This is a genomic window from Lacipirellulaceae bacterium, assembly GCA_040218535.1.
Lineage (GTDB): Bacteria > Planctomycetota > Planctomycetia > Pirellulales > Lacipirellulaceae > Adhaeretor.
On the sequence record JAVJRG010000005.1, the window covers coordinates 1,674,837 to 1,697,223 of the forward strand.

Below are 22,387 nucleotides of genomic sequence, written 5' to 3' on the forward strand. Positions count from 1 at the left end.
GGAGAGAAGGATTGGGAGCTGCGAACTGTACTCTATACAATATCCATGGGTTGCAGAACGCTTCACGGTGCACAGTCTGGATAGCTAGACGGATACTTAATGTGATGAATCACCCAGACGAATGGCTAGAAGACCGAATTAGATTCAAAGCTAAGCAATACAATTTGCCGACCCGCCAAACTCGTTTTTTCCACGATTGGCCTGTAAAGGTTCAAGGCTTTATAACTGAGACGATTGCGTCACGCAAAATCGGAACACCTGTATTGTTGGCTTACCAATCCAGGGAACTTTGGTCGCTAGTAGGTACACGGATGTTAATTGGTGCTGATCAGGGGCAACTCCAGTGCGTTGGCTACCCCTCGATTGAATCAATTGCTTCGCGAGACTACCCGCCTAAGAACTGGATGGAGTTGGGGTTGGCCGAGGCGGGCCGATTAAAAACTTCTTGGAAACACTTACTTGTCACTGCAAAGTCAGGGAATGAGTTAGTCTTTTGGGTGCCCCCTGGCCCAGAGGCTTTTTCGCTTTGGAACATCTTACTCATGTTGGCCCGAATGGCTGACTAGACGACTTCGCTTCGCGGCTAGCGAAGGGGACCGACAGTCTACCGATAGAAACTTGGGTACGCTGCAAAATACTGTTCGGTCGATCGCCGGTGTACGCTACGCATGGATAGACCGCCCTGATCTCTTGGCTTCGCTCACCGACAATCAGCCGAATGGGACGATAGAGAAAGCAGAGTCAACTGCGGCTGACTGTCGGTGCTTCCCATTCTTGAATTACAACAGCAGCCTAACGAGAATCCAAACCAGATTTCTCGGTTGCTGTCGCTCGGTCGAAATGACATGTTTGTGGAAAATACCGCTCCACAACCTCATGAAATTCCTCCACCGAATCAATCACCGCCACGTGCTTGCGGAACTCTCGCGCTCCAGGCCGTCCCTGTGCGTAGCAACAGGCGTATTTGCGCATGAGGACGGCGGCTTTCTCGGTGCCGAAGCGGTCACACACGAGCCGGAAGTGGTAGAGGAGTAGCTCTTTCTCTTCTTCGAGTGTCGGGTCGAGAGGGACGGGTAAGCCGCGGACGGCGGCGGCGGCTTGGGCGAAGAGCCACGGTTTGTTTAGCGAAGCACGGGCGATCATCACCCCGTCGACCGGGTAACGGCGGAAGGCGTCGAGCACCTTCTCCGCGGAGTCGAGATCGCCGTTGCCGATCAGCGGGATACTCTTGAGGTACGGCTTGATCTCAGCAATGCGGTCCCAATCCGCGCTGCCACGGAACATGTCAGCAGCGGTTCGGCCATGCACGGTCAACGCGGCAGCTCCGGCACCTTCGACGACTTGGGCGATGTCGTTCGCGTTGATCCTGTCGCGCGTGCAGCCGAGGCGTATTTTGGCGGTCACCGGAGTCGGGGCACACGCAGCGACCACTTGCTCGATGATCGCACCCATACGCTCGGGCTGGCTCAGCAGATAACTGCCGCTGTGCGCTTTTTGAGTCACTTGCCGTACCGGGCAGCCGAAGTTGATGTCGACGACACTCACGCCGTACTCTTCGACCAGCCGGCGTCCGACTTTGGCGAGTGTTGGCGGGTCGTTATCCCAGATTTGCACGGCGAGCGGACGGGGTTCGTCGGCCACGCCCCACAACCGGTCGGGATGCTCAGCTTGTTGTTCATCAAGCCACACAAAGCCGCGGGCGTTGACCATCTCCGTGGCGAGAAGCCCTGCGCCGCCGAACTCGCGAACGATTTGGCGGAACGCATAGTTGGTGAAGCCCGCCATCGGCGCTTGCAGGATCGGCGGATCGACCTTCAGCGAGCCGATGTAGATCGGATCGACAAGCGGCTGCGGTTGGCTCTCCGATTCGCGTTCTGGTTTGGCAAGCGTGGCGGGGGTCATTCTGGACCAAATAGCTCTTCGGCGGTGATCTTCTTGTCTTGCTCCTCCGAGTCGTTAGCGTCAGCTTCCTCGGTCGGGGAATCTTCGACTTCAGCCTCGTCTGCTTCAGTACTCTTTGCCACGTCGTTTGCGTCTTCGATATCGGACGCACTTTCTGACTCGGCTGGAGTTGCTTCCTCCGCGGTCGCTTCAGTTGAAGCCTCTTCTTGCTCTGGTAATTCTTCCTCAGCGGTCTCTTCGGCTTCTTCGACATCCTCTTGTTCTGGTGCCTCTTCTGCCTCTTCGACAATCGGACGACGTGATTCACGACGACCTGGCTGGATGGGTTCGATTGCGGTGGCGGGGAGCACGTTAGAGTCCGCTCCAGAGAAGACTTCTTCGGCAGTGCCGATGTGCATCGCGACTAATCGGCTCGCGGTGAGTCGCTGAGGGCGAGCGAGTTGCGAGTACTCAGCGATGTCGTGGTTGTAATCGTAAACGGTCTTCAGGAAAGCCCTGCGAGCGAGCGAGAAAGTTCTGTGAGCGGATAACGGGGCGTCAACACTAACGGCTTGGTTTCCAGCGGCGGCAAGTTCTTGATAGCCACGTTCGACCGTCGCCGCGTCAGAGAGGACTTGCTGGTAGCGTAGCGGGATTAGTTGATCGAGTGACCTGGCCGTATCGAAAGAAGGCGCAGCTTCAGAGACTGACTCGGCGAAAATCCGATCGTAGTTCGTTTCGTACGAATCGCATAACGGTAGGTCGGCGGGGATGGGACTTTCGTAGGAACCCAGCAGCCGCTTCAATCGAGCCTGGGCGAGAACGACGGCTTGCTGAGTCGCAGCGAGGCGGGTCTTCAGGGCCAGCTCTTCGGCCTCGAACGACGCCATCGTTATTCCGGCTTGGCGAACGATACTGTCGATCTCGGTCGCTTCACGGGCCGCTAAGTAAAAATCGGCGACGGCGTAGGAGAGATCCCAGTAGGCAGAGATTCGATCCGTCTGGGCTCGCCGTGTTGAAGCGTCACGAACGACGTCGGCCAAACTGACCGGCTCGCCCGGCAAGGTTACCCCATCAGGAACGGAACTGAGTTGCTTAAGGAGTATCTCCGCCATCTCTGGCGTTGTGGTCCGGGATCGCGTGGAAGATCGCGGCGGCAGTGGGGCCGGCTGGCTGGCCTTCGGAGGTTGCTCGAACGCGCGGCGTGCCTGTTCGTCCTGGTCAAGCGTTGGAGGTGGCGTCTGGGGCTCTAAGGAGAGTTGCGTCCCAAGGTCGGTTTCGGCTCCGGTGCCACCGTACCGATCAGCTTTCGCCATCTGGGAGGATGCGACGAGCAGAAAAACGCACAGCGAGAAGAAAACAGATCGCATGACTGTTGCACTCGAATCGGGATGCAGGTTGGGTTCAACACGTTGCTGAACTGATCCCTTATCATAGCCATAGAAGCAGGCACTTGCGAAGCGAGCCAGCCAAAGGGATGAAAGATACGAGTGTTTTGATAGGCTGGGCGAGCTAGACCGACCTTTAGTCGAGTTCTTCCAGCCAGACACGCAGTTCGTTGTCGTACTCGCTGGCCAAGTCGCCGATGACGAGCGTGCGCTGGAATTCCGCGAGCCCATCTGGGCCGGTGTTGGCCTCCTCAGCACTTTGGTACCGCAGCAAAGGATCGGGCGCGGTAAGACGTCGGCAGATAGACATCAGCAAATCGCTGTCAGCAACTTCGTCTGGCAAGATGTCATCGAGCCTTTGAGGCAGCGTCCATTTCGCTTCAAGCAGTTCGCCCAAACTCTTCAGCCCAGCAAACAACGGTTGCCCGGCGAGCGCCTCTATCAGTACGTACCCAAGGCTAGCCAAGTCAGACTGCTTGGTGAACTCATTCCGCTCCAGCATCTCCGGTGCTGCGTACTGCGGTGTGCAGGTGCGGTGCTCGGGCATGTTATCGAGGTGCAACGCAGAACCGATATCGACGATCTTGGCCGCACCGGTTCGTTTGACCATCACGTTGGCAGGTTTCACGTCGCCGTGGATGATGTTCTCGCGATGCAAGGCAGCGAGCGCTCCAAGGCATTGGCGGATGATCGCCACCGCGATGCCTGGCTTCAAGCGAGGGCGGATGGTTCCTGACGTGACAACGACGTTGTTGATGTATTTCCAGCGACGTTTGCTTACCCGTTGCTCAACACGGGAGAGCATTGCTGGGGTGAGCAACCGTTCGAGGTCGTACCCATCGACCCACTCCATTTCCATCATGCGGATGCCGGAGCGTTCGATAAAGTTTTGAACGTCGAGAAGGTTGTCGTGCTGGATTTGGGCAACGCGACACGAAACTTCGCCGATGCGGCCCATGGCATCGTCGTAGTTCTGCTGGCTTACGAAGCGTTCAGGGGAGAACAGTTTCAGAGCAACGGGCAAAGTAAACCCATCGCAGCCGCGACGGTCGCTCAAGTAAACAACGCCTTGCCCACCAGTACCGAGCAAGCGGCGGAAGCGCAGGTGCTCCGTCCAGCTCATATTCTGGTGGTCGAGCAGTTTCTCATACCGCTCAAGCAGATCAGACGGGCAACGGTTGGACTCGTCGCCGTCGAAGGTGATGGTCCGCGTTCCTTGCAGAATTGTCGTCGAGGGGTTCATCAGGGTTCCGTTGGGTGGTCTCGCCTCAGCTATCCCATAATCATTCAATTGACTTTTGTGGCATTCAATTGGCTTGTGGGAAAACCGCCGGCTTTCGGTCCGTCTAACCATCCTGTCTGGCACCGTGGCACCCCAAACGTGTGGGAACTCACCGGAACTGTGCGATAAACAGGTTGATTACCACTACTTCCATAGTAGGCACAAAGTTGCGAAAAGGTCTAGCTTGACTTTCCGCAATCAAGTTCCGATTCCCGCCTTTAGAGACAAGTTAACGCGGATCGAAGCTCGCACCGGGTGCTGGAAAGCCGAGCTTTTTATCGACCAAGTTGATGAGTGGCTCACCGCTACGGAATCTGGCGATATTCTCACAAAAAAGCCGTGTCATGTCGTCAATCCGACTCGCCCGCTGGCCGCCCACATGGGGGGTGATAATCAGATTGTCGACAGTCCAGAGCGAACTGTCCTCTGGCAACGGTTCGACTTCGGTCACATCGATACCGGCTCCCCAAAGGTGACCGGACACTAGGGCTTCGACAAGGTCGTCCTCGACGACTAAAGGCCCGCGAGCCACGTTGATGAGCGTCGACTGCTCAGGCATCAGGCTGAGACGTCTCGCATCGATCATCCCGCGTGTTACCTCCGTCAAAGGCGCGGCCAGAATGAGGATGTCGGATCGCGAGATCATCTCGTCGACCTGATCAGCAGGCAAGATCTCGTCGGCGAACCGGCAGGGTGTCTCCGGGAACCAATCGGTTGCGAGAATCGTCGTGTCGAAGGCCTTTAACACCTGGGCGAGCAACCGACCGTTCCCCCCCAGCCCAACGATTCCCACGGTGGCACCGAACAGGTCGCGAGTCGGGCGACGGATGAATTCCTTCTTCTGTTTCGCACGGAAAAACGTCGGCAAATCACGTAACATGCCCGTTAGCAGAGCCATCGTGTGGTCGGCAACCTGCTTCGCAAGTACGCCCGAAGCACTGGTAACGGGAATTTCCGTCGGCACAACTTCAGGAACCAAGCAATGGTCGAGCCCCGCTGCAGAGGACTGAATCCACTGCAATCGCCCAGCAGCAATCGTCTCCTCCCAAGGAACCGGAACTTTGGCATGACCACAATAAATGTCGGCAGTCGGCAATTCCTCCGCGATTCGCTCCTGACCGGCATCGACAAGTTCTGCTTCAGGCCAAGCTTTTTGGATTTGCTCGAGATGGTGAGATTCGACGGGGTAACAGAGAACGATTCGCATGAAGTTGGAGTTTTGTTACGGAGAATCAGAATTTTTGGTGAAAAATGATGCCTGCGTCGGTGGATAGCTAGAGCAGGACGGCACTGGAGTCTCTAAAGACAACAGCTTAGAATAACTAAATTACAGGCGGCGTGTCAGTCTGAGTTGTTGGCTTCCGTAATGCCTGTTCCGGTTGATCCCCTCTACGCTGCGGAGCGAATTCTTGAGCAAACCGACCGATACGAATCCCGAAACGAAAAGCTCGGCACTCTGCGGACCTGCTGGCTGGTCGACCTGCGCCATCATTTCGTTGGTGCTGCTGCGACTAGCCATTGGCTGGCACTTCTTTTGCGAGGGGAAAAAGAAGATCAGTTACAACGCCGTCACCGGCGAGCGCGAGATTAATATCCCCTCGGAGATGCTCTTCGGTCGAGCTGTCGGACCATTTGCCGATTTTTTCAAGAGTCGCCTCCCGGATTTTCATCAATGGGAAGAGCTTTTAGCACAGCCAAGGCAGATTATACCGCAGTCAGAAGAAGATGTCGCCAAGGCAGTGCGCTGGCAGGCCGTGTACGAACGCGATCGCAAGAAAGCAAACGAGGAAAGGAAGATTTATGAAGCACAGTTCCCGCCGACAGCTCCCTACAAAGAGTGGGCAGAACAGATTGTCGAGGACTGGCGTGAGATTCAAGCTGAGGTGGTCGCCATCAAAGGTCTGTCCGACGAACAGAAGGCTGCTGCCGCAGACGCTCTTCAAAGGCGCCATTTGCAGCTCGCCGACTTCCTTCAGACCGAGTCGCAAGACATCACCGAATGGCAACATGAACTCTGGCGGCTTGACCAATGGGAAGAAAAACCCGGGGCGGAAGACATCCCCTTTCGCGAAGAACGAATTGCCCAGAAGCGTGCTGAGACAACTTCCGCCGGCCGCCGTTGGGTTAATGAAGTCGAGGGAATCCAGCGAGGTCTGTTCCAGGACTGGCGTGTCTTAGTCCCCGCGGCTGAAGACGGGTCTGAGCCCGCTTTGGTCACGAAGATCAACGCGGAGCTTGAGGATAGCAAGTCACGCAACCTTCGCCGCATGAACTTGCTGGTGACGTGTGTCATCCTGGGAGCCGGCATCCTGTTGTTGCTCGGGCTGTTTACGCGATTTGCAGCGGCAGCGCTGATCGTGTTCTTGCTGATGGTGATGGCGACGCAACCTCCGTGGGTGGAAGGTGCCAGCCTGCAATTCTTCTATTACCAACTAGTCGAAGTGGCTGCTTTGGGCGTGCTGATTGCAACTGCCGCGGGACGTTTCGCGGGACTGGATTTCTTCATCAGCAAATGTTGCGGCGGGAAGAAAAAATAGCTGTCAGCTCTCAGCCGTCAGCTTTCAGCATCGACAGTTCAAGCTGATAGCTGACCGCTGAGAGCTATGAGAAGAAATGAAATGATCGATAAGGCTCACACGGCCATTAACCTAACTAAATCATAGCGGATACGAAAATGCATCTCACTCCCGAACAACGCGAAACGGGCAAGCAGAACTTCAACGAGGCGACCGGAGCAACCCGGCGCGAATTCCTCCAAGGAACTATTGCCGCGGGGGCGGTCACGAGCGGTGCACTTGGGGCGATGTACTTTGGCTATGGCGAGTCCGTTGACAAGCCGCTGCGAGTTGGGGTGATTGGCACCGGGGACGAAGGGAGCGTGCTGATTGGGGCACTCAATCCTGACTACGTCCAGGTGACCGCGATTGCGGACATTCGCCCTTACAACATTCACCGAGCGTTTCACGGGGATCAGGGCAATCTCAACGCTCGTCCCGGTTTGATGAGCGTTTACGATTGGAAGACCGAAGACGCAGCCAAGAAAATCGTTGATATCTACGATGGCACCAACGAGAGCAAAGGCACCTATAACGAGATGCTCGAAGATGACGACATTGAGGCGGTCATCATCGCCTTGCCTCTGTGGCTGCATCACCCCGTGGCGATTGAAGCAATGCGTGCCGGCAAGCACGTACTGACCGAGAAGCTCATGGGCCAAACCATCGCCCAGTGCAAGGAAATGGCTCGCGTGTCCGAGGCTGAGAAGAAGATCCTCGCCACCGGACATCAGCGTCACTACAGCATTCTGTATGCGAACGCTGTCGATCAGATCAAGCAAGGCTTGCTGGGCGACTTGCACCATATTCGCGCCCAGTGGCACCGCAGCAATCTGCCCGGCGGTGATAGTTGGACACCGCCGATGCCGACGAAGGTCTTAAGCGTTGATGAATATGTCGCTCTCCGCCGCAAAACGCGTGTTGATGGCGATCCTGGCCCTGAGGCAAATCTTCGTCAGGAGTACAAGATCCTTGAGAAGTTGCATTCCTTAGAAAAGGACTTGGCAAGAAAGAAAGCCGCCCCAAGGCCAGACACGAAGGCGATCGAGAAGCGTGAAGCTCAGATTGCGGAGACGAAAGCAAGGCTAGCCGACTTCACCGTTGATGCGGCTAAATATGGCTACGAGTCAAAAACTTTGCCGGGCGGTTATACCTACTCGCCACTTGAAGAACTCATTCGCTGGCGGCTATGGAATCGCACCGGAGCGGGCCTGATGGCAGAGTTGGGAAGCCACCAGCTTGATGCGGCAAGCATTTTTGTCAGCTCGCAGCGTGACGATGGCGAGAAGGTGTACCCGCTGAGCGTGCAAGGCTACGGCATGCGTTCGCTGTTCCCTGCGAATCGCGAAGTGGACGACCATGTTCACTGCAACTTCGAGTTTCCAATGGCAGGCTACTTCGAAGATATCACAGCGGATGATAAGAAGGTTGCCGATGAGACCCGTCGCTTGGCAGTGACTTACTCTTCGATCAACGGCAACGGCTTTGGCGACTACGGCGAAGTCGTCTTCGGTACGAAGGGGACGCTTATTCTTGATAAGGAGAAGGAAGCGCTGCTGTTCAAGCGTGGCGACGCCAACAGTAAGATCGAAGTGAAAGACGGCAAGGACGGCCCGGCGCTCGACAGCTACGAAACGGGTGGCGGAGCCGCGATCGCCGAAGTCGCCACCCCCAAAGACATCAGCCGTGGCTACCGCGAGGAGATCGAGCACTTCGCCTGGTGCATCCGCAATCCTGATTCGGGCGACAAACCCAAGTGCCATCCGAAGGTCGCGATGGCCGATGCGATTATCGCGCTGACTTCCAACATTGCGATGAGCAAAGGGCAGCGAATCGAATTCAAAGACGACTGGTTCAAAATCGAATCCGATGAAACACCTGAGGCGGATTTCATTGATGGACCCAAGCCTAAGCAGGCGAAGGATGTGAAGACGAGCTAGCTCAGTGCAAGGCGCACTATCGTGTCATTCCGACGGGAGGCTCGCCGACCGAGGAATCCGGATTGGACTCTCATTCTTTGTGGCAACTCGAATAGAGTACAAGCCGGATTCCTCCGCCGCTGAGACGGCTGTCGGAATGACACGTTGGTGGGCGTCTGACTGCACTCAAATACGTTCTCCATTCCTGACTGCCTCTTTCAGCTTCTTGGCCTTGGTGCGGATTGCGGCGAGCGTTTCATCTGATTTCTTCTCCAGATTCTTCACCTGAAACGTCATTCGGCGATTGTCTTTGAACGCTTCGTGATGCCGGTCGAGGAAATCCCAGTAGAGCGCGGTGACGGGACACGCATCGTCTCCGGTCGCTTCCTTGTAGTTGTACTGGCAGCCTTTACAGTAGTTGCTCATCTTGTTGATGTAGTTTCCGCTGGCACAGTAAGGCTTGGTGCCGACAATGCCACCGTCGCCGTATTGGCTCATGCCGAGGGTATTGGGGAGGCTCACCCAATCAATCGCATCGACGTACATGGCCATGTGCCAATCGTGGAACTTTCGCGGGTGAACTCCGGCAAGTAGTGAGAAAAGCCCAAGCACCATCAGCCGCTGAATGTGATGAGCATAGCCGTGCTTGAGGACGCTTTTCATGCACTCGCGAACGCAATTCATGCTGGTGTCACCATCCCAGAAGAATTGCGGAACATCGACTTCACCGGTGCGAAGAGCGTTTCGCTCGATGTACTTCGGCATTTCTCGCCAGTAGATGCCGCGGATGAACTCTCGCCAACCGACAATCTGACGGACAAAACCTTCGACGCTGTTGATCGGAGCATCGCCTGACTGGTAAGCGTCGATGGCTGCCTTCACGCAATCTCGCGGGTCGAGCAAGTGGATATTGAGGATCGCCGAGAGTCGGGAGTGGTAGAGGAACGCTCGCTCTGTCCACATCGCGTCTTCAAACTCGCCGAAATCGTGTAATCGGTATTTCACAAAGTCACGCAGTGCTGCGAGAGCTTGCTTACGAGTCACCGGATAATCGAAGTGCTCCGTTGTGCCTGGGTGATCGGCATAACGGTGTTCAACCAGATCGATCACCTCTTCGGTAATCTTGTCAGGTCGAAAGGAACGAGGCGACTTGATGTCCCCTGGGCCCTCTTTGCCGAAGGTTTCGCGATTGTCCTTGTCATAGTTCCAGTCGCCGCCGACCGGTTTCCCGTCGTCCATGAGTAAGTCATGAGACTTGCGAATCTGGCGATAGAAGTCTTCCATCACCAATCGCTTGCGACCTGCAGCCCAATCGTTGAACTCCTCGATGCCGCAGTAGAAATGACGGTCTTCGCGGATTTCGAGCTCAACACCAAGTGACTCGGCTGTTTCTTGGAGAGCCTCCTGCACCCGATAATCACCTGGCTGAACGACGATCAACTTCTCAGGATGAAAACGGTTGACGCTGTTAGTGAGCAGCTCGGAAAAACTGTTGCCGCGGTCCTTGCTAGGCTGCTTGCTCAGTTCGTGATACTCAACCTGATAACCTGCGTCGGTCAGTTCGTTGCGGAAGTGTCGCATTGCCGAGAAGAAGAAAACCAACCGCAGCTTGTGACACCAAACATGCGTGGCCTCTTCCTCGTTCTCGGCCATCCAGACCCGGTCTTGCGAGGTATCGAAATCATCAAATGCGGCAGAGTTCGTATCGAGCTGATCGCCGAGGACAAGGATGAGATTGCGAGTTGGCATAACAGCTTGCGAAGAAAGAATGGGACGCGGATGAAGGCGGATTCGGCGGATGTCGTGGATTTTTGACTGGAGCGTTTACCCAAATCGTATCGCGAAGCGTAAGCGAGGGAGAATCCGTGTTGGCTTAGCCCCCTCGCTTACGCTTCGGGTTACGATTGCTCGGCTCAGAAGCGATCGAGCGTATCAATCCAGCGGGCTAGCTTCTCGCGTCCTTCGGCGTCGAGCGTTTGCTTCTGACCGCCAGTGGCCTCGAAGATTAACTCCGAGGCAGGGTAACCGGCTTCTGTGAGTTGTTCGAGGTTTTGACGCGTGAGAGCTGCCAAAGGAGAGTTCTGTTGTTGAACAACAAGAATAGCGAGACGCTCGGAGGGCTGGTTTGCGGGAATTTTGATCGTGCGGGGTAGGGGAGCGGTAACTGGTGCAACACCTGCTACCATTCCGCGGTTGGCTAAGGCGACCCGGTAGGCTAGCTGGCCCGACTTACCGGCGCCCGCGACGACCACCCGCCTCATGTCTGGGCGAATGACACGCCGCAGTTCCCCCAGCAAGCGTTTCAGATAGGCGAGATCGCTTCGGCTCCAACCTTTGGAGTCGGCAGGACGGGCTATTACAAGAGTGAGATTGTCTCGCAGGCAGATTGCCTTCCAACGCTGGGCGAGTGATTCGTTGGACGCCTCCGAACTCTCAAGCCACAGCAATAAGCTCCCTCGCGGCAGTGCGTTCTCAGCGCGATAGTAGGTTGCTTCCTGCGGAAACTCGGCGACTTTGATCGCCTTCTCGACGAGCTTCTGTTGCTCCACGGCCTTCACGCGAGTCGGCAAATCGACACTGCCGTGCAAATCGTTAGGAAGCTTGGAGAGCGTTGTCTCCTGCTGCTCTAGCTTCTCGTCGCGGCGGAATTCGACAACCAACTTATCGCCCGGATGGTGCGAGTCGAGCTCCCTTACGGCATCAGCAATTGAGCGAATCTTCCTCTCGCCTAGCTTCACGATCCGATCTTCAGCTACAATCCCAGCGGCTTGAGCTGGGCTGTCAGGCCATACGGCCCGCACCTTCACTCCCTCGAGGCTCGCTTTTGATTGTTCTTTCTCATCCTGAACTGGAGGAGTCGTTTGACGCTCTGGCAAGACTCCTAGGAAAGCGTGCCGGAGCGGCTCAAGTTCGTCGGTGAGCGTCACCTCGGTGTCGAGCTTCTCTGCCCCACGTTGGATTTTCACGCTCAGAATGTCACCTGCGTAACGTGGAGTGACTTGAAAGCGAAGCTGGGTCTGCGTTTGCACAGACTTGCCGTTTACTTCGACGATCGTATCCCCGACTTGCCAGCCAGCTTTTTTCGCTGGCGAGTTTGGCCACACATTGGTGATCGCGGGGGCTTGCGCATGGGGGCTGCCGCTTCTCATGCCAATGCCTAGCAAGCCGCGTTTTAAGTCGCCCTCGGCGATCCAGCGAGGCAAGTTCGTGAGTACGTCACTCAGCGGTATCGCGAAACCAATTCCCGAATCGTAGAACTCAACCCCTGCTAGCTCATCGACTTCGCTACTAGCGGGTTGAGGGGCCATGGGGACGAGGATCCCATACACGCGTCCTCGGATGTCGAGGAGCGGACCACCATAATTCGCCGAAGAAACGTTTGCGTCGGTTTGGATGGCCCGCCCATGCATGCGACCAACAGCGCTAATAACCCCGACCGCAAGGTTTGGCTTTTCCGCGTCGTAGACTCTCCCCAATGCGATCGCCCACTGCCCCGGCAGGACTTCCTCGACAGGCACCGTCTCAAGTTTCTGCGGACCATGCTTCAGGTCCACCTTGAGTAGGACCAGCATGCGGTTTTCGTCGCGCCCGATCAGTTCTGCTGGCAGTTGGTCGCCAGTAGCTGTTCGCACGATAATTGAAGTCGGCTTGCCGGCAAGATTTGCCGCACTGGATACGATGTATCCCTCATCAGAGACGATCAGCCCAGTGGTTGGCCCTTGGTTAAGCAGCTTTCCAGCGATCTCACTCGATCCGCCAATCGTGCGAATCTGCACCACCGCTTCGCTAACGCGATCAGCCGCTTGGCGAATCGCTTTTTGCTCAAGATCGGCCAATTCGGCTGGTGCCTGTGCTTGAGTCTCGTTAAGAGGAATTGCTACACAGAAACAGCAAAGCAAAGCGAGAGCTTGAACTCTACTCAATGGGAACACACGGTATGGAAAGCGGATTATTCGCTTCATTGCTCTCCGCCTTCAGTTGGTGCCTCTGCTGAGTCGTTCTCCTCCGAATCGCTGTCTATTGGCGGCTCAGCGTCGAGGATTTTGAGTGTCGAACGCTGCGACTCGGCTTCGGATGTGTCGTCTTCAACTGACAGTTCAAAGTCTAAGAGTTCTCCTTCACGAAGGACCGACAACCTCACAGGCTCGATTGCTTCAAGCCGCTTGAAGGATTCATAGATCGCATTGCAGGAAACGGCTGGTTCCGCGTTCAAGAACACAATTAGGTCATCCATCTTCAGACCTGCCCTTGCTGCGGGAGAATCACGCAGAACGGCGTCAATGTAGGGCGGCGTTCTGGGCAAGACTTCGGGAACCAAGATGACGCCCAATTGCGAGAGAGCAATCGGTTCTTCGGGTTCTGCAAGTTCCAGACGAGCGCTGCTTCTCTTCCGTCCGGCACGCATGTCAGCGACCGCGGGAGCGAAGTCTTTAACGGGGATTGCGTAGTGCAGCCAACCGCCGGTGACTTCGCTGCGAAGTTCCTTGCCGAGGATCCCCAACAATCTTCCTCGCCAATCGACGAGCGCTCCGCCAGCCGCTCCAGGATTGTTTGAGTTTGCGTCCACAAGATAGACGTTGCCCGAATAATTGGTTTGGAATCTTCCCCGACGGGCATTGAGCGGCGCGATGGCGGTCACTACGCCATGCAAAATACTCACGGGTTCGTCCCCCGAAGCGATTCCATAGAGGTTGCTGACGGCAAGAACGCGTGTCCCAACATCTCTCACCTTGGTTGAAGTCAAGTCGAACGCCGGCAATGGTTCTTCCGCCGGCAGTTTCAGCAAGGCCAGTTCTAGCACCGGGTCACTGGCAACGAACTCGGCCTGAAATTTCTGACCACTGTCCAGAACCACTGCCAGGTCGTCGGTATCGAGAACATAACTAAGCGTCGTCAGTACGTGACCTTCCGGCGAGATAACGATTCCCGTCTGATAAGCCTCAAGTTGCCGCAGCCCGCCTGCACCGTAGATCTTCACAACCTTCTGCTGCGTCGCACGAATTGCCGATCGCAAGGGACGAGAGGCTGAAGCGTCTGATCCGAGCGTGAGGAAAAGAGCAAGGCAAGCAAATAGAAAGCGGCGAGGCATCAAGGCTCCTCGTCTGTGTTGGAAGGCTTGCTGTCGGTCTCGGTACTCCAACTCGTGATGCTGAGTTCTGCGAAGGTCTGATCGCCATGGACGACTTTCCAACGTGCGGGAAGACGGCGATCTGAGAACGTCGCGTAGTCGTAGAATTCAACCACACAAGGGTCCGTATCCTCGGTAGGCCAAAACTCCACAGCAACAAGGTCGCCTGAATCAACGTCAAAGAAGAAGCGAGTTTCGGCTCCTTTAGCGAGCCCGACCAGACAATCCGCAGGTTTGAGTTCGACGCCGACCGGTAGCCTACCGAGGTAGTAAACCTCACCAAACTGACGAAGGCCTTTGTCAGCGAAACGTTGAAGAAGATGAATTGTCGCTAGTAGGCCGCCGCTCTTCGGGGGACTGAGCAAACTTGCTCCTTCGCTCGCAAAGTCCGAAGTGTTGAAGTCAGCCCGGAAATCACCCCACGGTAACGTCAATCGAGCTTGTCGCTGAGTCGTTTCCAATTCAAATTGGTCGCCGGAGGGCAGTTCTCCGGAAAGCTTCCAGCGATAACCCATTCCTGAAAATTGGGCCTGCTCTCGAAATAGGTTCCAGAGCCGTTGCTGCTCGTTAAGGTTATACCAGTAGTTTGCGTAGCCATGACGCTGTTGGTAGCGTTTCGCAACGGCTGGTGGGAGCTTGGGTTCCTTGCCTATGACTTGCCCGAAGTCTGGCAGCTTTGGCAAGGGACCCTCTTTGTCTGGACTTGGCCCATCAGGCTCCGGCTTGCGATCAGGCAATGGCTGCCTACTCTCGGGCTGTTGAAGCATATCGACCAGTTCCGACTCGCCATGCACGCCCATCAAGCGGATCGGCTTGGTGATGGTTGCTCCTTCATGCCGGAAGGTAATCGGTACGGTCCAGCCACGCGGAAAAGTTCCTAGAACATTTTGCAATGCATTGGCTGAGGTGATCTCGCGTTCCGCGAAACGAACGATCGTATCGTCGTAGCGTAACCCACGGCGATAAGCATCCGACGACTCGAGAATGTCATCCACCCGCACTTCCCCTCCAACACCAGTATTATCGCCGCTGGTCATGACTGTGGCTCCAAGGGAAGCATGATCAAGAATGCGACCGCTCTTGAGATGCCCAAGGAAACGCATCGTTTGATTCACCGAGATTGCATAGCCGACGCCGACGTTCACGCGGCCACGTTTCTCGAAGGACCCCCGACCGTTAATGCCAATCAGTTCGCCACGAGCGTTAAACAACGGTCCCCCCGAGTTGCCCGGGTTGATGGCCGCATCGGTTTGGATGCAATCGGTGTACTCCAGTAAAGTGCCAGCTGGGTATTGGTAGCGGCGAACGCCGGAGATCATGCCGTAGGTGATCGTTGGCGTGAAGTCGTCGGCCAGCAGGAACGGATTACCCGCGGCGAATGCCCAATCGCCTACCTCGACCTGGTCGCTGTCGGCAATCTCCGCGACGGGGAAGTCGTCGCGGCCGAGCAATTGGATCAGCGCTACGTCGCCAACTGGATCGATGCTCACTAGAACCGCATCGTACAGTACCCCATCGGAGAGGCCGCATTTCATGGCCACGCCGCAAGGCTGGACGACATGGAAGTTCGTTAGGGCAAAACCGTCTGGCGAAATGATTACGCCTGAACCACCACCTTTCCCGGAACCATCAAACACCGCGACCGTGGTCTTCGATGCCTTTGCGATTGCCGCGATTCGTTGGGACTCGGCTTGGAGTACTCGTTCGTCAGGCGCAGCATTCGATGGTATCGCGACGGCCAGGACGGCAAGTGAATAAAGACAAAACATTTGTGTGAGTTTGCGGTTGCTCATTGACTTACCCGTGGGTTGACTAGGTGGAGTTGGTCGCCGAAATCCAGATTCTCACCGTAATCAACGAAAATGCGAAGCCGCTTCGCGTTCTTCAAACTAAACTCGATTAACTCCGGTGCGTCCTCACCACGGATTTGTCCTCGCCACAACGGCTCGCCCTTTGAAGTGAATTCCAACTCAACATTCCCTTGGTTAGCGGTTGCCGGGTTGATGCCTGCCAGAGTTTGGAATCTTTGCATCCCAGTGGGGATCTCGAAGACGATCTCCGTACGACTTCGCATAGCGATTCCTCTTGCATAACTGACGGGCTCTTGCGAAGGATCCACGTTTTTGAGCTGCAAAGTCGATCCTGTAAAAGACTGATTGAAACGAGGCTGGCCGGCTCGTCGAAGGAATTGGTTGTCCTCTGCGATGCCGACGAGCGGCGTCCACTTTTCAGCAAGCGGCTGAAAGTCACTCAAGAAGAGCAACTTGCCGTTGGAGAAGTCGAGTTTTTCGATCTGCGATTCGGCAAACCTTAGAACCAGTCCGCTCAGGGACTCAGCTTCGATCGAAGATGACGTGGAGAAGGATTCCAGCCGCCGACAGGGAATGAAAGAACCATCACGTGTGTGCAGGATGCAGAAAGTTTTGGGTGAAGCCGTCTGTTTTCCGCGGTAGTAAACGATCGCGGCCACTTTAGTACGTTTCACGGGGAAAGGCTCTCCATCCCAGATGAAGTCGATCGTTTCTTCGCCTACACGCTCAACGATGCCGCTCAATGAGTCGAAAGTATACTCACCGGTCTCCTTGCTTTTCCTTGCTAGGATCAGCAGATCGCCTGCATCTTGCTGATCGAACAAGGTTCTCCAATCCGCATCTGACTGTGCTCCCACATTGAAAAGACGAATCTGATCGACTTGATTCCTTGATAGAGCATAGGGCTCTTGCGAAAAAGCAGTCCTGAAACGGACCTCCGCCTTCGAAGCGGTAAACTCGCGAAGAGAGAATTCTTCACCATTAGTTGTGGTAATGCGAAGCCCTTGCTCTTCGTTTTCCACGCTTGGTCGTTTCGCATTTTCGCCGAAATCGACTTCAAGTAACTCTGCAGCAGGAATCTCCAGCGTTTTCCCGTCGAGCGTCGCGGACAAACCGCGAGCGTCGATTTGAAAGCTGTCGAGCTCGAGACTTCTACCATCGAGCGTCTCGACGGTGACGCCCCATGCGGTGCCAGACGCAACAAGAAGCAGCAAAGAAAGGTATATGCTATATCTCATTGAGGCAAGTCAATCGGAGGGAAAGTTCTTACTATCGAGAGGTCGGGTTGCTTTCACTGGATTCGGTCGCCAATTCGCGGAAGTACTCTTCGATCACTTCGCGATAGTGGGCTGGGAAATCTCGGCCAATCTGCTGAAGGGCTTGCTCGCGCTCTTTTGGCGGGAGATCACCCCAACCTGCTTTCTTGCCAATGTCCTTGGCGTCGACTCGCCCTGGAGCCTTGAGCTCAGTCGGGCGGCTGTCTTCCATCGGCTTATCACTCTGGCTGGGAGGGCTAGCCGATGATTGTTGCTGCTTCTGCTGTTCTTCCGCTTGCTTGATGAGCTTGTCGAGCGCATCAAGGACATCGTCCTCGATCACTTGAACCTGCCTGCCAGCACGCCCCAAGCTCAGCCGACGACCCACGTCGTCCATCTGCTTCGCGACTTTGCCAAGCGATTCATCATCCAGGTTTGCCAAATCCCTTTCGAGCAGTCGCGCAACCTGTTGAAACCGACGCGGGATTTCCTCTTCACGTTCGAGTAGCCGAACGATTTCGGCCCGGGCGAGGTCTGGCTTCACTACCTGTTGATAGGCGACAGCGCGGTAAAAGAACAAGGCTGCCGGGTCGATCACCTCTGCTGGCTTTATGGATTCCAGCAACACAATCGTCTCATCGTAGAGCCGATGTTGGGCCAGCCAGCGTGCGTAATAGAGGCTCACGTTCGCACGAAGAAATTTGCTGAGACCCTGCTCATCAAGAGGCTCGTCATTGAGCCAGGCCGTGTCGGGAAGCGGTGGCTCAGTGTAGGGCTCGCGGCAGAGCTTGAGTAGTTCAGCAACCCGCGGCTCGGTGAGGGCGAAGCTCTCGACTACTTTCTCTAGCAAGATTGACGGGGTGTTTTCTGACTGGCTCCAATTCGACAGAAGCTGGTCGAGTTGCTGCTTTTCGAGATCAGCCATCGCAGCCCAGCGAGTAACCTCTTGCTTGACTTTATCTGCAGTCGGAATATCCCAAGTCGGATCGAACGAAAGCTCAGCCTGGGCGATCTGCGGACAGGCCATCGCGACGAACACGAGACCTACTGCGATCGTTTCTGCGATACGGTGACTCTTCATCGATTACGTCCCGTGTGCAAGTCGTGGGTGGCTTCGAAGATTCGCTCTTGCCGCTCGGCCAAGACTTGTAAGGCATCTAATAATTCTGCTTCGAGCGCTTGCTCTCCTGCGATCATTTCATCATATCGCTTTGTGCGTTTATTGACGCGATTTTGTAAGGCACGGATCATTCGCAATTCTGCGAGTTGGTCAACCAAAGGCTGTTCACCTGGCCCTCCACCACCTTGTTGCTGTTGCTGGCCGGACTGCTGCTCGCGTAGCTCTTCAAGTGCTCGTTGCAACGCTGCGAGAGTTTCCTCGAGAGCCGCGATCACATCTTCCTCAAGAGCTTGCGTAATGATGCTGGTCTTGAACTCCGAGAGACGCAGCGAGGCGGCACGCATGTCGTCGCGGGCCTGCTGAAGTGCTTCGGGGAAGGCTACTGAAGTTCCGTCCTCACGGAGCAACGTCAAAGCTCGGTCCGCCTCACGAATGACCTGATCTTGCTTGCGACTCAAGCGACCGGCAGCAATTTCCACTTCGTGCCGTGGTGCCTTGGCGGAGGACTTATCGAGGCGAACCGTTTCGTCGTAAATTTCTACTTCGGCTTCGAGCATCTTGCGGAACCGTGCTTCCAACATGACGAGCATGCGCTGCATCTCTTCTTCCCGAAGCTGACGAAGGATTTTCTCGAGCTCGGCCTTAGCAGTCTCCAGATCACGAAGCGCTTGCTCCTGCTGTTTTAGCGCACCTTCTCGCTTTGACTTCTCGAGATCCTCTTGGGCTTTCTGCATGCGGCGTTGTGCTTGCCTGAGCCGCTCCGTTGCTCGCTCGGCAGGGGACTGATTCGGCTGCTGCTTGGATTCGGACTGGCTTTGCGATGAGCCCTGCTGCGGCTGGCCTTGTTGAGATTGGCCATTACTTTGCTGGCCCTCGCTGGGCTGTGCCTTTGACTGAGCGTCCTGAGACTCTTTCGAACCCTGAGCCTCACCCGAAGACTTCTCAGCTTCCGACGGCGATTGCTCAGAGGGTTCGCCACTTTGCTCACCATTCTTACCATCGGAATTTTGCTTGCTTTCTGTGGGCTTTCCGCCCTCTGACGGTTTCGCCTCTGAACTTTCTGACTGCTCGCTACCTTCTTCAGACTTTTGACTTGGTGCGTCACCAATTTCAGCCTGCTGGATTTGCTCGCCAAGCTCTCCGGTTTGCTCACTTAGCTTGCCTTGCTCCTCGGAAAGTTCTTTCGTGGAATCCTTTCCTTCGTTGCGAGCTTTGATCCCGCGCTGCTGTCGGATGAGCTTGTTGAGATTCTTCAGATAACGGGCAACACGTTTTCTCTCGGACTCGATCTCTCGATCTCGGTCCTCCTGTAGCATTAATTCCAGAAGCTGCTTCAGGTCCGCATGGAGCGTTTTCTGATCGGAAAGAGCGCCCGAGAACCGCTCCTTCTCTAATGATTGGACAACCTTCTCGAAACGTCCTGGTAAATCCTGCTGGCGACTGCGGGCGATGACTTCCCGTAGCAACTTTGCCCGTTGTGGCTGAGTACCTCGCGACAATTCCGCCAAACGGCCTGCGAGGAGCTCTAATCGCTGATAGCGTTCTGCGAGGTTTGCTTGTTTCTTTGGAAGATCGACATTTGAGTCTGGTGAGCTCTGAGCCGAAGCATGAGAAGCTGTCGCGCACCACAATACCGTGCAGATGATCGCCAACGGCACGTATGCAGTTGCTTTGCTCGGGTTTTCGATCACCTTTGGTTTCATGGCGTTTTACTTGGGGACCGAGCGAGGCGTAGCTCGCTGGCTAGGGGAAGGTTCGAATCGGTTTCTTGAGGGCGTTTCTCGTCGGTTACAGTCTCAATCCTCTAAGAGTCGTCGCAGTTTATTCTTTCTCTGTTCTTGTGTCTCTTTACGTAAGTCGTCTTGCTCTTTCACGATCGCCCTGAGCAAATCGACTAATTCATTATAACTTTCCAGTTCCAGCATGCGGTCCAGCACGGCTTTCATCGCTTCAACCACCTCGTTGGCACGAGCTTGGGCAGTGGCCAATTGCGGCTTAACTCTGCTGCTTTCTTCTTTGTATGCTTTGCGTAGGGATTCAAGTGCTACCTCAAGCTCCGGCATCTGGCGGCTGGCGATTTCCTCCAAGGGCTGTGAAATGCCATTTTCAAGTCTTTCTTTGAGATCCTCAGTATCGATTCGATTGTTAATTAACTCGATGACGATTCCCTGGAAACCTTCGGCAACGCCCAAAGTCTCGTAGGCAAGCTGCGTCGTGTTTTGACGAGCACCGATAATCCGCAAACGGCTACGCTCGCGAGTTCGCTCAGTTGATGTTCCGTTTTCGACGTCCTCCTCGGATGATGTTGATTCTTCGGCAGCAAGATCTTCCTCAACTCGCTTTAGTAAATCACGAGTCCCCATCATCTTCTCATAAATCGACTCGAACCGTTGCCTCAGTCCCAGTTCACGGCGCTCCAAGAGCCCGCGGAGTTCGGAAGCACTAACCACGTCAAGCCGGAACCTTGGGCAAACGGCAACTCGAGGCTGGTCGTCTAAATTGTACGCATCTTTCGCATAGACGGTCACCGTGAGTTTCTCCCCAGGCTTAGCAATGAGTAACCGCTCACTCGTCTCTGGATCAGAGGCTGCAAGGTCCAGGGGTTCAAGGCTTGTGAGTTTCCTTGCTCCTTCGCGGAGATCCGCAATCTGCCTTCGCTGCGGAGTCTGCTCCTCTAGGGCTACTTCAGCCCAAACACGACTCAAGCCGTAATCGTCGCTAATGACGCCTGCAAGCGGAATCCTTGCTTGCGGCGTGACTGCCGTGCTCACGCCTTGAAGCTGCACAGAAACCTCCGGCAGCTCATCAGCAATAGCGGCGAGATCAAGACGATACGGCTCCCGATTCTCAACGCCGTCAGTATCGGTAAGTGTGAGCTTGATCTGCTGATCTTCGCTGAGTTTCGCTAGATCAAAGGCAAACTCCTGGGCGTTCTCTGAGCTTATTGTCGCGGGAATTTCCTGCTGTTCGTTTACATCGAAAGCACGAACCGAGAGCAGAGGCTTTGTTGCCGACACTTTGCAAAGCAGCTTAGTTCCCACGGGAATCTCTTGCCGGCTACTGACGCGAATCGACTGCGAGGAACGTCCCAGATATTCCGGATACGTGCACTCCAAAGACAGTTTGTCCACCGCAGGTCGAGCAACGGCACGCAACTTGAGATCTTCCAATCTGGCGTCGCCGCCGATGACATCAAACTCCATGTCATCAGCAACTTCTGGGAACTCATAACGGAAAGTTTGAAATTTATCGCGCCCCGGCAACGCGCGACCGACTTGCACCATGCGATCGCGTTGAATCCGACCATCCGGACGCCGGTAGCGAATTTCCACATACGACGGCGCTTCATGAGGCGCTTTGATTGAGGCGTGGACCTGGAACTCAAACGAATCACTCCTAGCCACGTTTCTGGTTTTCTCATCGGCGAACTCTGGTGACGAGAGCATGACTTTCCGCGGCCAAGGTGTTGAGGAAAGCTGCATGCGTTCGATCCAGAAATCGAAGCTCTCCCCCGCAAGCAGGGCGAACGCCGCGATGGACGCGACCAACAGAATTGAAGCCACTCCTTTGGAAACAAGTGGTCGCAGCCGGAAGATACTCCCTAAGGAGGCCTGCTTCACGGTCTCGCTGGCTCGGTTACCGGTTTCTTCCAGGAATTGCTTCTCTAAGGCATCAACATGACGCTGGTTCTTGGCTTGGACCGTGGTGACCAGGCTATCAGCGAGATGAGGATGCTTTCGTTCGATCAGTAGAGCGAGACTCTCCGCGGGCAGGCTCCGCGAAAGACGCTCGAACAGATACTTGCGAACAACCCAGAGACCAACACCGACCACGATCACCCACATCCCAATCCGTACTGCGGGACTAGGTTCAAATGTCCAATCAATGGCGAATCCAAGCCAGAAGGCGCCCCCAGCAACGAGGATCATAGCGGCCAGGCTCTCCAGCAAAACGTAAAGCCGTACCATGAGCCGCAAGCGATTCACTTTGCGAGCAACTGGCCGCGGTACACGATATTGGCTTGTGGCAACTGACATTGTTGTTCTG

14 protein-coding genes are annotated in these 22,387 nt (G+C 55.4%); 2 read left to right on the plus strand and 12 right to left on the minus strand.

All coding sequences use genetic code 11. The features are described from left to right. Positions 1-792: 792 nt before the first annotated feature. From dusB to RIB44_06935, 4 genes are all read right to left on the minus strand, one after another. A complete protein-coding gene (gene dusB, locus RIB44_06920) occupies positions 793-1,902 on the minus strand; it encodes a tRNA dihydrouridine synthase DusB (GenBank protein ID MEQ8616310.1) in 1,110 nt (369 codons plus the stop codon). After that, the gene (locus tag RIB44_06925) at positions 1,899-3,251 is read right to left on the minus strand and encodes a hypothetical protein (protein ID MEQ8616311.1); all 1,353 of its coding nucleotides are present in this window, start codon (positions 3,249-3,251) and stop codon (positions 1,899-1,901) included. Before RIB44_06925 ends, dusB begins: the two co-directional genes overlap by 4 nt. 154 nt (positions 3,252-3,405) lie before the next feature. Further along, the gene (locus tag RIB44_06930; GenBank protein ID MEQ8616312.1) at positions 3,406-4,512 is read right to left on the minus strand and encodes a serine/threonine-protein kinase; all 1,107 of its coding nucleotides are present in this window, start codon (positions 4,510-4,512) and stop codon (positions 3,406-3,408) included. A 268-nt stretch (positions 4,513-4,780) separates the two neighbouring features. After that, positions 4,781-5,758, minus strand: coding sequence for a D-2-hydroxyacid dehydrogenase (locus RIB44_06935; GenBank protein ID MEQ8616313.1), 978 nt, complete (start codon positions 5,756-5,758; stop codon positions 4,781-4,783). A 202-nt stretch (positions 5,759-5,960) separates the two neighbouring features. Between RIB44_06935 and RIB44_06940 the strand changes: the two genes are divergently transcribed. Continuing rightward, positions 5,961-7,088: a DoxX family membrane protein gene (locus RIB44_06940; GenBank protein MEQ8616314.1), complete on the plus strand. Its 1,128-nt coding sequence runs from the start codon at positions 5,961-5,963 to the stop codon at positions 7,086-7,088. Between the two features lie 137 nt (positions 7,089-7,225). Continuing rightward, on the plus strand, positions 7,226-9,046 hold the full coding sequence (locus RIB44_06945; protein MEQ8616315.1) for a Gfo/Idh/MocA family oxidoreductase: 1,821 nt from the start codon (positions 7,226-7,228) through the stop codon (positions 9,044-9,046). 165 nt (positions 9,047-9,211) lie between these two features. Here the strand turns inward: RIB44_06945 and RIB44_06950 are convergent, their stop codons facing one another. The 8 genes from RIB44_06950 to RIB44_06985 form a co-directional block, all read right to left on the minus strand. Then, complete coding sequence (locus RIB44_06950) at positions 9,212-10,774, minus strand: cryptochrome/photolyase family protein (protein MEQ8616316.1); 1,563 nt, start codon at positions 10,772-10,774, stop codon at positions 9,212-9,214. 164 nt (positions 10,775-10,938) lie between these two features. Further along, positions 10,939-12,987: a PDZ domain-containing protein gene (locus RIB44_06955; protein ID MEQ8616317.1), complete on the minus strand. Its 2,049-nt coding sequence runs from the start codon at positions 12,985-12,987 to the stop codon at positions 10,939-10,941. After that, entirely contained in the window at positions 12,984-14,114 is a 1,131-nt protein-coding gene (locus tag RIB44_06960; GenBank protein ID MEQ8616318.1) for a S1C family serine protease, read from the minus strand. The genes RIB44_06955 and RIB44_06960 overlap by 4 nt, the downstream gene beginning before the upstream one ends. Further along, positions 14,114-15,946, minus strand: coding sequence for a trypsin-like peptidase domain-containing protein (locus RIB44_06965; GenBank protein ID MEQ8616319.1), 1,833 nt, complete (start codon positions 15,944-15,946; stop codon positions 14,114-14,116). The genes RIB44_06960 and RIB44_06965 overlap by 1 nt, the downstream gene beginning before the upstream one ends. Then, complete coding sequence (locus RIB44_06970; GenBank protein MEQ8616320.1) at positions 15,943-17,202, minus strand: NPCBM/NEW2 domain-containing protein; 1,260 nt, start codon at positions 17,200-17,202, stop codon at positions 15,943-15,945. The genes RIB44_06965 and RIB44_06970 overlap by 4 nt, the downstream gene beginning before the upstream one ends. Positions 17,203-17,233: 31 nt before the next feature. Next, complete coding sequence (locus RIB44_06975) at positions 17,234-18,301, minus strand: hypothetical protein (protein ID MEQ8616321.1); 1,068 nt, start codon at positions 18,299-18,301, stop codon at positions 17,234-17,236. Next, positions 18,298-20,043, minus strand: a complete 1,746-nt coding sequence (locus RIB44_06980) for a hypothetical protein (protein MEQ8616322.1) — start codon at positions 20,041-20,043, stop codon at positions 18,298-18,300. Before RIB44_06980 ends, RIB44_06975 begins: the two co-directional genes overlap by 4 nt. Positions 20,044-20,136: 93 nt before the next feature. Then, positions 20,137-22,377: a hypothetical protein gene (locus RIB44_06985; GenBank protein ID MEQ8616323.1), complete on the minus strand. Its 2,241-nt coding sequence runs from the start codon at positions 22,375-22,377 to the stop codon at positions 20,137-20,139. Between the last annotated feature and the right edge of the window lie 10 nt (positions 22,378-22,387).

Excerpts from the sequence above, each read along its gene's own strand:
- dusB (MEQ8616310.1), bottom strand. The coding sequence starts at position 1,902 with ATGACCCCCGCCACGCTTGCCAAACCAGAACGCGAATCGGAGAGCCAA.
- RIB44_06925 (MEQ8616311.1), bottom strand. The coding sequence starts at position 3,251 with ATGCGATCTGTTTTCTTCTCGCTGTGCGTTTTTCTGCTCGTCGCATCC.
- RIB44_06930 (MEQ8616312.1), bottom strand. The coding sequence starts at position 4,512 with ATGAACCCCTCGACGACAATTCTGCAAGGAACGCGGACCATCACCTTC.
- RIB44_06935 (MEQ8616313.1), bottom strand. The coding sequence starts at position 5,758 with ATGCGAATCGTTCTCTGTTACCCCGTCGAATCTCACCATCTCGAGCAA.
- RIB44_06945 (MEQ8616315.1), top strand. The coding sequence starts at position 7,226 with ATGCATCTCACTCCCGAACAACGCGAAACGGGCAAGCAGAACTTCAAC.
- RIB44_06950 (MEQ8616316.1), bottom strand. The coding sequence starts at position 10,774 with ATGCCAACTCGCAATCTCATCCTTGTCCTCGGCGATCAGCTCGATACG.
- RIB44_06955 (MEQ8616317.1), bottom strand. The coding sequence starts at position 12,987 with ATGAAGCGAATAATCCGCTTTCCATACCGTGTGTTCCCATTGAGTAGA.
- RIB44_06960 (MEQ8616318.1), bottom strand. The coding sequence starts at position 14,114 with ATGCCTCGCCGCTTTCTATTTGCTTGCCTTGCTCTTTTCCTCACGCTC.
- RIB44_06965 (MEQ8616319.1), bottom strand. The coding sequence starts at position 15,946 with ATGAGCAACCGCAAACTCACACAAATGTTTTGTCTTTATTCACTTGCC.
- RIB44_06970 (MEQ8616320.1), bottom strand. The coding sequence starts at position 17,202 with ATGAGATATAGCATATACCTTTCTTTGCTGCTTCTTGTTGCGTCTGGC.
- RIB44_06975 (MEQ8616321.1), bottom strand. The coding sequence starts at position 18,301 with ATGAAGAGTCACCGTATCGCAGAAACGATCGCAGTAGGTCTCGTGTTC.
- RIB44_06980 (MEQ8616322.1), bottom strand. The coding sequence starts at position 20,043 with ATGAAACCAAAGGTGATCGAAAACCCGAGCAAAGCAACTGCATACGTG.
- RIB44_06985 (MEQ8616323.1), bottom strand. The coding sequence starts at position 22,377 with ATGTCAGTTGCCACAAGCCAATATCGTGTACCGCGGCCAGTTGCTCGC.